The sequence below is a fragment of the Pseudomonas sp. MWU16-30323 genome (assembly GCF_020515595.1).
Classification (GTDB): domain Bacteria; phylum Pseudomonadota; class Gammaproteobacteria; order Pseudomonadales; family Pseudomonadaceae; genus Aquipseudomonas; species Aquipseudomonas yamanorum.
On record NZ_JAIWYM010000031.1, the window covers coordinates 53,350 to 64,949 of the forward strand.

The following is an 11,600-nucleotide window of genomic DNA, read 5'->3' on the forward strand; positions in this document are numbered from 1 at the left end:
ATACACACCTAGCTTTCCTGCGCTCTATAGGCCCCCGGCGTCAGCCCGGTCCACTTCTTGAACGCCCGATGAAACGCCGATGGTTCGGAAAACCCCAACTGCTCGGCGATTTCCTGCAACGACAAATCCGCCCGCCCCAAATGATAAATCGCAATGTCCCGGCGCAACTCGTCCTTGAGTGCCTGAAAGCTGGTGCCTTCCTCCCGTAAATGCCGACGCAGGGTCTGCGGGCTGATATGCAGGTGCTGGGCGACGGCTTCGAGGTCGGGCCATGGCGTGCGGTCGCGGCTCAATAAACGGCGCAATTGGCTGCTCAGGCTGTCGCCCTCATCCGGCCGTGACAGCAGGTCGGCCGGTGAGCGTTCGAGAAAGTGCTTGAGGGTGCGTTCGTCCTGCAACAGCGGCAGGCTCAGGTAGCGGCTGGGAAATACCAGGCTGCTGGTGGGCGCGGCGAACACCTGGGGGCAGGGGAACAGCAAGTCGTACTCACCGGCATGGGCCGGCATCGGGTAGCTGAAGGTGGCCTGGTCCAGGCGGATGCGCTGGCCAATCAGCCAACTGCCGAGGCGATGCCAGATCACCAGCAGGCATTCGCTGAGGAAGTGATCCGGGTCCCAGAGCTGCGAATCGTCCAGGCTCAGGCGGGCCATTTCTCCTTCATGTGTCAGACGCCAGCGCGGACCCTGCGGGAATAGGCTATAAAATAATAAGCCGCGTTCCAGAGCCTTCTCGAGGGTGCGGCAGTGAATCAGCGCGTGGCACATCATGGCGAAGGTGCCGCGCTTGCTCGGGCCTTCGGCGAAACCCAGGTATTCGTCATCCAGCGCCAGCCACAGCATTTGCAACAGCCGGGTGAATTGCTCCGGGGCGATGCGGGCGCGGGGTTCGCTCAGCAGTTCCGGGGTAATGCCCACTTGCAGCAGCAGGCCCGAATAGTCGTAGCCGGCCCGGCGAGCACCGCCTAGGGCGGCCCGGGCGTAGTGACTGGCGATGGTACGTTCACGCATGAGGGGCCTCGTCCATTGAGTGGCGAATGTTAGCCATCCTGTGGGGGGGCAACAAGGCGGATATCCGCCAAATTGTAGGACGAGACAAGGAGGTAAGGCGGAAACCCGCCACTCTCTGTAGGCGTTGTCTTAAAATGAAAATCGCCCCAAGGGCTGATGTCTAAAGGCCTTCAGCGGTTTTCAGTAAAAGTGGCACGACGCTTGCGATAGAGAACGCAGGGAGACCGGCCTTGAGCGGGCTCTCAAACAACAAATCCCTCCAGTGCAGGAGGGTTCGCAATTCAAGTGTCGTGGGCAATGGCGGATATTTGCCACACGGGACGATTGAGGAACTTTGCAATGACGACTCGTCAGCCACTGTACAAATCCCTGTATTTCCAGGTGATCGTTGCAATCGTTATCGGTATTTTGCTCGGTCACTTCTACCCGCAGACCGGCGTGGCCCTCAAGCCACTGGGTGACGGCTTTATCAAGCTGATCAAAATGGTCATCGCCCCGATCATCTTCTGCACCGTTGTCAGCGGTATCGCTGGCATGCAAAGCATGAAATCGGTCGGCAAAACCGGCGGCTACGCGCTGCTGTACTTCGAAGTCGTCTCCACCATCGCCCTGCTGATCGGCCTGATCGTGGTCAACGTTGTGCAACCGGGCGCCGGCATGCACATCGACGTGGCTACCCTGGACGCCTCTAAAGTCGCGGCCTACGTGACTGCCGGTGCAGACCAGAGCATCGTTGGCTTCCTGCTGAACGTGATCCCGAACACCATCGTCGGTGCGTTCGCCACTGGTGACATCCTGCAAGTGCTGATGTTCTCGGTGATCTTCGGTTTCGCCCTGCATCGCCTGGGTGCCTACGGCAAGCCGGTGCTGGACTTCATCGATCGCTTCGCCCACGTGATGTTCAACATCATCAACATGATCATGAAGCTCGCGCCAATCGGTGCCCTGGGCGCCATGGCGTTCACCATCGGTGCCTACGGTGTAGGTTCGCTGGTGCAGCTCGGTCAGTTGATGATCTGCTTCTACATCACCTGCATCCTGTTCGTGGTCCTGGTGCTGGGCGCCATCTGCCGCGCACACGGCTTCAGCGTCCTGAAACTGATCCGCTACATCCGTGAAGAGCTGCTGATCGTACTGGGTACTTCCTCGTCCGAATCCGCACTGCCACGCATGCTGATCAAGATGGAACGCCTGGGCGCCAAGAAGTCGGTCGTCGGCCTGGTTATCCCGACTGGCTACTCCTTCAACCTGGACGGTACTTCGATCTACCTGACCATGGCCGCCGTGTTCATCGCCCAGGCGACTGACACCCACATGGACATCACCCACCAGATCACCCTGTTGCTGGTACTGCTGCTGTCCTCCAAAGGCGCTGCTGGCGTGACCGGTAGTGGCTTCATCGTACTGGCTGCTACCCTGTCGGCCGTTGGCCACCTGCCGGTTGCCGGCCTGGCGCTGATCCTGGGTATCGACCGCTTCATGTCCGAAGCCCGCGCACTGACCAACCTGGTAGGCAACGCTGTTGCTACCCTGGTTGTGGCCAAGTGGGTCAAGGAACTGGACGAAGACAAGCTGCAAGTCGAACTGGCTTCCGGTGGTCGCGGTATCTCCGAGACCCGTGAAGAAGACGACCTGGGCGTGGCCGAAGGCCCGGCTCCAACCGCCGTCAAGTAAGGCTGCACCCTGTGTGAAAAACCCATCTTCGGATGGGTTTTTTTATGCCCGCGGGAAACTTCAGTCACTCCGGATGATGGTTTATGTGATTGCTGCTGACCGCCAGGTTTGCCTACTCTGTGGCCAATCGAATCGGAATCGGAGTCCCCATGTCAGGTCCCTTGGCGTCCCTCAAAGTACTGGATTTTTCCACCTTGCTGCCGGGGCCGTTCGCCTCGTTGCTGCTGGCCGACATGGGCGCCGAGGTGTTGCGCATCGAATCTCCCACGCGCATGGACCTGCTGCGGGTACTGCCGCCCCATGACCAGGGCGTGTCGGCCAGCCATGCCTATCTGAACCGCAACAAACGCAGCCTGGCCCTGGACCTCAAGCAGGCCGAGGCGGTGGAGATCGTGCGGCAGTTGGTGGTGGACCATGACATCGTCCTCGAGCAGTTCCGCCCTGGGGTGATGGAGCGACTCGGCCTGGGTTACGAGGCGTTGAAGGCGATCAATCCGAAGCTGATCTACGTCTCCATCACCGGCTACGGCCAGACCGGCCCCTACAAGCACCGAGCCGGCCATGACATCAACTACCTGGCCCTGGCGGGTGTCGCCAGTTACACCGGGCGCCAGGACAGCGGGCCATTGCCCTTGGGAGTGCAGTTGGCGGACGTGGGCGGCGGCTCGTTGCATGCGGTGATCGGCTTGCTGGCGGCGGTGATTGCCCGGCAGCACAGCGGGGTGGGGCAATACCTGGACGTGAGCATGACCGACTGCGCTTTCAGCCTGAATGCCATGGCCGGCGCGGGTTACCTGGCGTGCGGCGTGGAGCCGGCGTGGGAGAACCAGGTGCTTAATGGGGGCAGTTTCTATGACTATTACCGCTCGCGGGAAGGGCGTTGGTTGTCGGTGGGCAGCCTGGAGCCGGCGTTCATGCAGCAACTGTGTAAGGCCCTTGGGCGCCCTGAGTTGGCGGCGCAAGGCTTGTCGCCCAAACCCGAGCAGCAGAAAGCCCTCAAGCTGGCGTTGCAGGTTGAGTTCGAGAAACGCAGCTTTGATGAGCTGTGTGAGCTGTTTGACGCGATTGATGCGTGTGTCGAGCCGGTCCTGAATCTGAGCGAGGCCGTTGAGCACCCGCAGTTGAAAGCCCGGGAACTGGTCAGCCAGGTGCCGCGGGGCGATGGATCCAGCCAGGCGCAAATCGCCTGCCCGCTGAAGTTTTCCGAGGGCTTGCCGGCGGCCAGGCATATCGGAGTGGCGTTGGGCGCTCACAGCGATGAGGTGTTGGCGGAGTTGGGCTTCAGTGCTCAGCAGATAGATGATCTGCGGTGTGCCAAGGTAGTTCAGTAGCGCTTGGGCTGACGCTATCGCAGGCAAGCCAGCTCCCACAGGGGAATGCATTTCAACTGTGGGAGCTGGCTTGCCTGCGATGAGGCCCTCACTCCACCCGGGTTTCCCCGGTAAATACCAGGGTCTGCCGGCACCGGCGACACAAATACCGCCGCCCCTGGCTCACCAGCCCGTGACGCTGTGGCGAAAACGGGAAGTCACTGTCGGCACACGGGCAGCGGTAGATATACCGCGTCACGCGCCGCCGCTGGATTTCATAGGTGTGGCAGCGATCCGGCGGCAGTTCGTAAACCCCACGCATGATCAATTGCCATTCTTCGCCATGGGGCTGGATGCGCTCGCCAAACAATTGGTGGGCAATCAGGTGCGCCACTTCATGGGCGACCGTCTGTTTAAGGAAGTGTTGGCTGTTTTCACGGTACAACTGCGGGTTGAAGCGCAGCAGGTTCTCGTGCAAATGCGCGACACCGGCCTTCTGGCCCCGCAGCTTGAGGCTGACCTGGGGGCGTTTGAAGCTTCGTTTGAAAAAGGATTCGGCTTGCAGGAAACAATCTTCGACGCGGGTATTGAGTTGCTCGGGCATGCTGTACATATCTCCAGAGACGTCCAGTATGCCGCAAACAAGGGTGTATCCGAATCTGTCAGGCGCCGAATGGTCATGCATAACGCACAAAGCCACCTTGCGGTGGCTTTTCCTGCGGGTAAACCGCGTCAGTTGGTGTAGATCGGGCCTACGCCCAGCCCCCAGACAATCACGGTGAAGGCCATGATCGCCACCAGTACCACCAGGCCTACCGCCAGTACCGAGCTCGAAAACAGGAAGCCCTCGTCCGGGTGGATGTTCATGAAGGTCGGCAGCCCTACGTACAGCAGGTACACCGTGTAGCAAATGGCGGCCGTGCCGACGACCATGCCCAACCACATGTGTGGGTACAGCGCCGCCAGCCCGCCGACAAACAGCGGTGTCGCGGTATAGGTGGCAAACGCCACGCAACGCGCCATGCTGGGGTTGGCGTCATAGGTGCGCGCCATCCAGTGGATGAACGCGCCCATCACCGCCACGCCGCCAAGCATCGCCGCGTAGGACATGACGGTCATCCACAACGCGCTTTCCACCGTCAGCATCACCGGCGCGCGGCTGCCGATGACCCAACCGACCTGAGTGGTACCGATAAAGGCTGATACCGCGGGGATCGCCGCGAGAATCAGCGTGTGGGTGAGGTACATGTGGCCGATGCTTTCTTCTTTATCGCCACGAATTTCCCGCCATTCCTGATCGGGGTGGGTGAAAAGTCCCACGACGTGATGGATCATGCCAGTCACTCCTGTCGTTATTACCATCGCCCCCCAGTGGAGCGCCCACGGGCCAATTGGCCTGAAAGGTCTGGATATGTGTGCGACCTTATGTCGCAGTATAGGAAGTCATGACCGGAAAAAGTGTGGGGCTTTAGAGCAAATTGCGCTGTAAACATTGGGCTTAATCGCGGCGGGGTCTGTTGATTGGAATGCAGTCAACTGTGGGAGCGGGCTTGCCCGCGAATGCGGTGGGTCAGCTAAACAGCTGGCGAATGACACGCCGCATTCGCGAGCAAGCCCGCTCCCACATTGGAACTCGGTCGTCCATCCCGCTAAAATACCCGGCTTTTCGTCACACACCTTTCGCGGATCCAAGCGCCATGGGCACTCTTACGGTCAACCAGAACAAGCTGCAAAAACGCCTGCGTCGCCAGGCCGGTGAGGCAGTCGCCGATTTCAACATGATCGAAGAGGGCGACAAGGTCATGGTCTGCCTGTCTGGCGGCAAAGACAGCTACACCATGCTCGACGTGCTGATGCACCTGCAAAAGGTCGCGCCGATCAAGTTTGAGATCGTCGCCGTGAACATGGACCAGAAGCAGCCGGGCTTTCCCGAGCATGTGCTGCCGGCCTACCTCAAGGCGTTGGGGATCGAGTACCACATCGTCGAGAAAGACACCTACTCGGTGGTCAAGGAACTGGTCCCGGAAGGCAAGACCACCTGTTCGCTGTGTTCGCGCCTGCGCCGTGGCACGCTCTACACCTTTGCCGACGAGATCGGCGCGACCAAGATGGCCCTGGGTCACCACCGCGACGACATCGTCGAAACCTTCTTCCTCAACATGTTCTTCAACGGCAGCCTCAAGGCCATGCCGCCCAAGCTGCGGGCCGACGACGGGCGCAACGTGGTGATTCGCCCGCTGGCGTACTGCCATGAGAAGGACATCCAGGCGTACTCCGACCTCAAGCAATTTCCGATCATCCCGTGCAACCTCTGCGGCTCCCAGGAAAACCTGCAGCGCCAAGTGGTCAAGGACATGCTCCAGGACTGGGACCGCAAGACCCCGGGCCGCGTCGACAGCATCTTCCGCAGTCTGCAGAACGTGCAGCCGTCGCAGTTGGCCGACCGTAACCTGTTCGACTTCACCAGCCTGCGTATCGACGAAAGTGCGGCGTCGCGCTTCGTCAACGTAGTGAACCTCTGAGCCGTTTCACCGCTCTGACAGACGGCGCTCCTGGGCGCCGTTTTCATTTCAATCTTTAGGAGAGGGCATGCGCGATTACAAGTGGCTGCACGAATATTGTCTGAACCGGTTTGGTTCGGCGGCCGAGCTGGAAGCCCATCTGCCTGTGCCCCTGACCCCGGCGAAACTGCGCAAGATCAGCGATGACCGCTACTTGTCGACCCTGTCGCTGCGGGTGTTTCGCGCCGGCTTGAAGCACAGCGTGGTCGACGCCAAGTGGCCGGTATTCGAGCAGGTGTTCTTTGGGTTTGACCCGGAAAAAGTCGTGCTGATGGGGGCCGAACACCTGGAGCGGCTAATGCAGGACACGCGCATCATCCGCCATTTGGGCAAGCTCAAGAGCGTGCCGCGCAATGCGCAGATGATTCTGGATGTCGAGAAGGAAAAGGGCAGTTTCGGCGCGTTGATCGCTGACTGGCCGGTGACCGATATCGTCGGCCTGTGGAAGTACCTGAGCAAGCACGGCCACCAGTTGGGCGGGCTGTCGGCGCCGCGCTTTTTGCGGATGGTGGGCAAGGACACGTTCGTGCCGAGCTATGACGTGGTGGCGGCGCTGAATGCGCAGAAGATTGTCGACAAGGCCCCCACCAGCCTGCGGGACCTGGCCACGGTGCAAGGCGCGTTCAACCAGTGGCATGCCGAGAGCGGGCGGCCGATGTGCCAGTTGTCGATGATGTTGGCTTACACCGTCAACCACTAAGCCCGACTAATATCCTGTGGCGAGGGAGCTTGCTGTGGCGAGGAAGCCTTTTGTTGGGAGGGAGCCCTTTGTGGCGAGGGAGCTTGCTCCCGCTGGAGTGCGTAGCGCTCCCAGGATTTTGGGGCCGCTGCGCAGCCCAGCGGGAGCAAGCTCCCTCGCCACAGCAAGCTCCCTGTTCACAACAAGCTTCCCAGCCACATTGATTGCGGCTTTGCCTGAAAAGTGTATTCAGGCAGGCAAACCTTCCCCCGCCAACCGCCGATTCAGTTGATGCCGGTAACGCACATACATCAACGCCGTGCAGAACACCGCCAGGCTCGCCAGCATCTCCAGCACACCAAACCACTGCCGGTTCGGGTCGTACGCCGCCAGCGCACCCTTGATGAAGTACAAGTTCACCACAAAGCACATCCACGAATGCCCGCGCGCGCTGCCCAGGATCATCCCCGGCGCCAGTAACAGCAGCGGCACCAACTCGATCAGCAGAATCACCCACGGTCGTGCGCCGTGCAGGTCGGCGAATACCAGGTAGTAGGCACACAGCAACCCCACCAAACCCAAAAACGCCAGCAGGCTCAACACCCGCGCCGCCTTGACCCGTGGCTCGAGCCACGCCTGGGGCGGCAGTACCTTAGGCTTCCTGGCCACGGCCGTTCTCCAGTAGCGCGGCGGTCTTCGCCAGGCGCAGGCCGAGGGCGCGGCACAGGGCGATCTCGTGCTGATCCAGCGCACGCTTGCCGTCGGCACCGGAGTGGTGGCTGGCGCCGTAGGGCGTACCGCCGCCTTTGGTGTCCAGCAACGCCTGTTCGCTGTAGGGCAGGCCGGTGATCAGCATGCCGTGGTGCAGCAGCGGCAGCAGCATCGACATCAGCGTGGTTTCCTGGCCGCCGTGCAGGCTGGCGGTAGAGGTGAAGACACCCGCCGGCTTGCCGACCAGGGCGCCGGTCAGCCACAGGTTGCTGGTGCCGTCGAGAAAGTACTTGAGCGGCGCGGCCATGTTGCCGAAACGGGTCGGGCTGCCCAGCGCCAGGCCGGCGCAGTTCTTCAGGTCGTCAAGGCTGCAGTACAGCGGGCCGTCCACCGGAATGTCCGGCGCCACGGCTTCGCATTCGCTGGAGATGGCCGGCACGGTGCGCAACCGCGCCTCAAGCCCGGCTTGCTCGACGCCCCGGGCAATCTGCCGGGCCATTTCGCTGACCGAGCCGTTGCGGCTGTAATACAACACCAGCACATACGGCGCACTCACGAAAGCAGCTCCAGGATGTTCTCTGGCGGGCGGCCAATCACGGCTTTGTCGGCGGTTTCGAGGATCGGCCGTTCCATCAGTTTCGGATGAGCGGCGATGGCGGCAATCAGTTGCGCTTCGCTGAGGCGGGTGTCGGCCAGGTTGAGGGTTTTGTATTCGTCTTCGCCAGTACGCAGCAGTTGCCGCGCGCTGAGCTTCAGCTTGCCCAGCAAGGCCTGCAATTGCACGGCGTTGAGCGGGGTTTCCAGGTAGCTCACCACGGTAGGTGTCAGGCCTCGGGCCTCCAGCAATTGGAGCGCACCGCGGGATTTCGAGCAGCGCGGGTTGTGATAAAGCGTCAGATCGGTCATGTGCGGGTCGCATCTTGCGTAAGGTGGCGGGTATTCTACCCGCGCTGCGCCGCGTCCTTAAACCATGAGAGGCGATAGGCCGCAGCCAATGTTCATTTTTACGAAGGATTACCCCATGACGAGGCGACTGTTAGGCGCATTGGCAATCATCGGCACACTGCTGCTCAGTGGCTGTGGCAATGATTATGGCGTTGACCAATACGGTCAGAAAGTGGCCGCCGAACGCCTGGACAAGCAATGGCTGGTGGTTAACTACTGGGCCGAGTGGTGTGGCCCGTGCCGTACCGAAATTCCTGAACTCAACGCGTTGGCCGAACAGCTCAAGGGCCAGTCGGTGGGGGTGTTTGGCGTGAACTTCGACAACGTCCAGGGTGAAGAACTCAAGAGCGCCAGTGAGAAATTGGGCATCAAGTTCACCGTATTGGCACAGAACCCGGACGGGATCTTCGACATTCCCCGCAGTGAAGCCCTGCCGGTGACCTACATCATTGATGACAAGGGCAAGGTGCGCGAGCAACTGATGGGTGAGCAGACGGCGGAAGGGGTGTTGGCAAAGCTCAAAGCGTTGCGCGGTTAAAAATGTGGGAGCGGGCTTGCTCGCGAATGCGGTGTGACAGTCATCAGATACATCGACTGATCCACCGCTTTCGCGAGCAAGCCCGCTCCCACATTTAGACCTGCTGCGCCTTACAGATCAGCCTTCTTCCAGCCACAACCGCAACGGCTTGCCGTCAGCCGGCCAGAAACGGGTCTGTTCGATTGGCGAGATGTCCCAGCGCTGCACGCCTTGCAGGGCCTGGAAGAAGCGGTGTTCCTGCTCCATCAGCGCTTCGGCGCAGAGTTTGCGGGTGCTGCCGACCTTGCCGAAGCTCAGTTTGTCGCCGTCCAGGGTGTAGGGTGCGAACCAATGGTTGCAGCCGCCATTGCCGTAGGCCCGGCCATCGGCGCCGAGGGTGACGGTCAGGTGGGCGTAATCCATCAGCGGCCGCTCACCGATCCATTCAACCACGTAGCTGTGATCCTGCTTGAGCTTGACCTCGTCGCTGGCGCAGCCCGCAAGGCCTGCACCCAGCACGGCCAGCATCAGCAGGGCTTTCATTGCGCGGCCTGCTGGCATTTCGGGCAACGGTGCTTGTCACCCAGGGTGGCCCAGCCCAACTCGGTGACCCGCGCGGTAGCGGCCGGTTGCAGCGGTTCCTTGGTCAGCTTGGTTTCCACCGCGAATTCAAACTCCAGCACGTTGTCGCAGCTGTCGCAGTTGACCTTCCAGGTGTGAATCTCCAACTCGCCGAACTTCGGCCCCTGGGCCATGGCGACCCACTGGCCCGCCGGGCGGATGGAGTAGCGCGCATCGCCTTCGACGGTCAGGCGCATCGACAGGGTTTTACTGCCGCGCAGGGTGACGATCAGAACGTCGCCGTTCTTGATCGAGCCACCGTTGCCGGTGACTTGATAACGGCCCGGCACCAGGGCGCGGCATTCGATCAGGGTGTGTTGCGGGCTCAGCAAGCTGAAGCGGAAATCGTGTTCGGCCATGGATCCTCCAAATAGGCGCGGCATCCTATCACGGGCCGCCACCCATCATGGCGCGGCTATGTGACCGCTGATCATCCTTCGACGAGGTTTTGCGCCTGCCCGCCAGCCCACGCCGCGATGTTGGCCAGGGTCGTGCCGGCAATCGCCCCCAAGGCCTCGCGGGTCAGGAAGGCCTGGTGGGCGGTGATGATCACGTTGGGGAAGGTCAGCAGGCGCGCCAATACGTCGTCTTGCAGGGGCAAATCCGAGCGGTCTTCGAAAAACAGCTGGGCCTCTTCTTCATACACGTCCAGCCCCAGATAGCCGAGCTGGCCGTCCTTGAGCGCGTCGATCAGCGCCGGGGTGTCCACCAGGCCGCCGCGCCCGGTATTGATCAGCATCGCGCCGGGCTGCATATGAGCGAGGCTTTGGGCGTTGATCAGGTGTTTGCTGTCCGATGTCAGCGGGCAATGCAGGCTGATGATCTGCGATTCGCCGAGCAACTGCGGCAGGCTCACATACCGGGCACCCAGGGCCTCGACCTGCGGGTTGGGGTAAGGATCGTAGGCCAGCAACTGGCAGCCGAACCCGGCCATGATCTTGGCGAACGTGGCGCCGATCTGCCCGGTGCCGACCACGCCGACAGTCTTGCCCACCAGGTCGAAACCGGTCAGGCCATGCAGGCTGAAATCACCGTCGCGGGTACGGTTGTAGGCGCGGTGCAGGCGGCGATTGAGGGCCAGGATCAGCGCGACGGCATGTTCGGCCACCGCATGGGGCGAATAGGCCGGCACCCGCACGATAGTCAGGCCCAGGCGCTTGGCGGCGGGCAGGTCGACATGGTTGTAACCGGCCGAGCGCAGGGCGATCAGGCGGGTGCCGCCGTTGGCCAACTGCTCCAGCACCGGGGCGCTGAGGTCATCGTTGATAAAGGCGCAGACCACTTCGTGGTGTTCGGCCAGGGCCACGGTGTCGAGGTTCAGCCGGGCCGGCTGGAATTGCAGCTGCATGCCGTCGGGCAGCGGTTGGGCGAGAAAGCTGTCGCGGTCGTAGGTCTGGCTGCTGAAGAGGATGATGCGCATCAAATATTCCTTCTTGATGATGGAAAGCTGATTTTGGGGCGAGGGGGCTTGTTTGTGGCCAAGGAGCTTGCTGTGGTGAGGGAGCTTGCTGTGGCGAGGGAGTTTGCTGTGGCGAGGGAGCTTGCTGTGGTAAGGGAGCTTGCTGTGGCGAGGGA

General features: G+C 61.4%; 14 protein-coding genes. 5 read left to right on the top strand and 9 right to left on the bottom strand.

What is annotated here, in order from left to right; all coding sequences use genetic code 11:
- Positions 1-8: 8 nt before the first annotated feature.
- Entirely contained in the window at positions 9-1,007 is a 999-nt protein-coding gene (locus LIY45_RS25685; RefSeq protein ID WP_226478029.1) for an AraC family transcriptional regulator, read from the bottom strand.
- A 339-nt stretch (positions 1,008-1,346) separates the two neighbouring features.
- Between LIY45_RS25685 and LIY45_RS25690 the strand changes: the two genes are divergently transcribed.
- Positions 1,347-2,681, top strand: a complete 1,335-nt coding sequence (locus tag LIY45_RS25690) for a dicarboxylate/amino acid:cation symporter (protein ID WP_226478030.1) — start codon at positions 1,347-1,349, stop codon at positions 2,679-2,681.
- Between the two features lie 149 nt (positions 2,682-2,830).
- Positions 2,831-4,012: a CaiB/BaiF CoA-transferase family protein gene (locus LIY45_RS25695; RefSeq protein ID WP_226478031.1), complete on the top strand. Its 1,182-nt coding sequence runs from the start codon at positions 2,831-2,833 to the stop codon at positions 4,010-4,012.
- 88 nt (positions 4,013-4,100) lie between these two features.
- Here the strand turns inward: LIY45_RS25695 and LIY45_RS25700 are convergent, their stop codons facing one another.
- Positions 4,101-4,595 (bottom strand): SprT family zinc-dependent metalloprotease, encoded by a 495-nt coding sequence (locus LIY45_RS25700; protein ID WP_026077778.1) that lies wholly within the window; start codon positions 4,593-4,595, stop codon positions 4,101-4,103.
- Positions 4,596-4,723: 128 nt separating this feature from the next.
- Entirely contained in the window at positions 4,724-5,326 is a 603-nt protein-coding gene (locus tag LIY45_RS25705; protein WP_017475841.1) for a Yip1 family protein, read from the bottom strand.
- 362 nt (positions 5,327-5,688) lie between these two features.
- Between LIY45_RS25705 and ttcA the strand changes: the two genes are divergently transcribed.
- Entirely contained in the window at positions 5,689-6,513 is an 825-nt protein-coding gene (gene ttcA / locus LIY45_RS25710; RefSeq protein ID WP_093207230.1) for a tRNA 2-thiocytidine(32) synthetase TtcA, read from the top strand.
- Positions 6,514-6,580: 67 nt separating this feature from the next.
- Entirely contained in the window at positions 6,581-7,252 is a 672-nt protein-coding gene (locus LIY45_RS25715) for a DNA-3-methyladenine glycosylase I (protein WP_226478032.1), read from the top strand.
- A 228-nt stretch (positions 7,253-7,480) separates the two neighbouring features.
- Here LIY45_RS25715 and LIY45_RS25720 read toward each other — a convergent pair whose 3' ends face one another.
- Genes LIY45_RS25720 through arsC form a run of 3 tightly spaced genes read right to left on the bottom strand, consistent with a single transcriptional unit; the run spans position 7,481 to position 8,848 of the window.
- The gene (locus LIY45_RS25720; protein WP_063027902.1) at positions 7,481-7,900 is read right to left on the bottom strand and encodes a DUF2069 domain-containing protein; all 420 of its coding nucleotides are present in this window, start codon (positions 7,898-7,900) and stop codon (positions 7,481-7,483) included.
- Positions 7,884-8,498 carry an NAD(P)H:quinone oxidoreductase gene (gene wrbA, locus LIY45_RS25725; RefSeq protein ID WP_017475837.1) on the bottom strand — a complete coding sequence of 205 codons (615 nt, stop codon included), beginning with the start codon at positions 8,496-8,498 and terminating at the stop codon, positions 7,884-7,886. The genes LIY45_RS25720 and wrbA overlap by 17 nt, the downstream gene beginning before the upstream one ends.
- The gene (gene arsC, locus LIY45_RS25730; RefSeq protein WP_226478033.1) at positions 8,495-8,848 is read right to left on the bottom strand and encodes an arsenate reductase (glutaredoxin); all 354 of its coding nucleotides are present in this window, start codon (positions 8,846-8,848) and stop codon (positions 8,495-8,497) included. The genes wrbA and arsC overlap by 4 nt, the downstream gene beginning before the upstream one ends.
- 115 nt (positions 8,849-8,963) lie before the next feature.
- Here arsC and LIY45_RS25735 point away from each other — a divergent pair, with 115 nt between their 5' ends.
- Complete coding sequence (locus LIY45_RS25735) at positions 8,964-9,425, top strand: TlpA disulfide reductase family protein (RefSeq protein ID WP_004371382.1); 462 nt, start codon at positions 8,964-8,966, stop codon at positions 9,423-9,425.
- 117 nt (positions 9,426-9,542) lie between these two features.
- On the opposite strand, the gene LIY45_RS25740 is transcribed toward LIY45_RS25735, so the two are convergent.
- The 3 genes from LIY45_RS25740 to LIY45_RS25750 all read right to left on the bottom strand — a co-directional run bounded on the left by LIY45_RS25740 (position 9,543) and on the right by LIY45_RS25750 (position 11,445).
- Complete coding sequence (locus LIY45_RS25740; protein WP_004371380.1) at positions 9,543-9,947, bottom strand: META domain-containing protein; 405 nt, start codon at positions 9,945-9,947, stop codon at positions 9,543-9,545.
- On the bottom strand, positions 9,944-10,384 hold the full coding sequence (locus tag LIY45_RS25745; RefSeq protein ID WP_004371378.1) for a hypothetical protein: 441 nt from the start codon (positions 10,382-10,384) through the stop codon (positions 9,944-9,946). The genes LIY45_RS25740 and LIY45_RS25745 overlap by 4 nt, the downstream gene beginning before the upstream one ends.
- A gap of 71 nt (positions 10,385-10,455) precedes the next feature.
- A complete protein-coding gene (locus LIY45_RS25750) occupies positions 10,456-11,445 on the bottom strand; it encodes a 2-hydroxyacid dehydrogenase (RefSeq protein WP_226478034.1) in 990 nt (329 codons plus the stop codon).
- Between the last annotated feature and the right edge of the window lie 155 nt (positions 11,446-11,600).

Bases quoted from the DNA above. Each gene is read 5' to 3' on its own strand.
- LIY45_RS25715 (WP_226478032.1), top strand. From the start codon at position 6,581: ATGCGCGATTACAAGTGGCTGCACGAATATTGTCTGAACCGGTTTGGT.
- LIY45_RS25740 (WP_004371380.1), bottom strand. From the start codon at position 9,947: ATGAAAGCCCTGCTGATGCTGGCCGTGCTGGGTGCAGGCCTTGCGGGC.
- LIY45_RS25695 (WP_226478031.1), top strand. From the start codon at position 2,831: ATGTCAGGTCCCTTGGCGTCCCTCAAAGTACTGGATTTTTCCACCTTG.
- LIY45_RS25690 (WP_226478030.1), top strand. From the start codon at position 1,347: ATGACGACTCGTCAGCCACTGTACAAATCCCTGTATTTCCAGGTGATC.
- LIY45_RS25745 (WP_004371378.1), bottom strand. From the start codon at position 10,384: ATGGCCGAACACGATTTCCGCTTCAGCTTGCTGAGCCCGCAACACACC.
- LIY45_RS25750 (WP_226478034.1), bottom strand. From the start codon at position 11,445: ATGCGCATCATCCTCTTCAGCAGCCAGACCTACGACCGCGACAGCTTT.
- arsC (WP_226478033.1), bottom strand. From the start codon at position 8,848: ATGACCGATCTGACGCTTTATCACAACCCGCGCTGCTCGAAATCCCGC.
- LIY45_RS25700 (WP_026077778.1), bottom strand. From the start codon at position 4,595: ATGCCCGAGCAACTCAATACCCGCGTCGAAGATTGTTTCCTGCAAGCC.
- LIY45_RS25685 (WP_226478029.1), bottom strand. From the start codon at position 1,007: ATGCGTGAACGTACCATCGCCAGTCACTACGCCCGGGCCGCCCTAGGC.
- LIY45_RS25735 (WP_004371382.1), top strand. From the start codon at position 8,964: ATGACGAGGCGACTGTTAGGCGCATTGGCAATCATCGGCACACTGCTG.
- ttcA (WP_093207230.1), top strand. From the start codon at position 5,689: ATGGGCACTCTTACGGTCAACCAGAACAAGCTGCAAAAACGCCTGCGT.
- LIY45_RS25705 (WP_017475841.1), bottom strand. From the start codon at position 5,326: ATGATCCATCACGTCGTGGGACTTTTCACCCACCCCGATCAGGAATGG.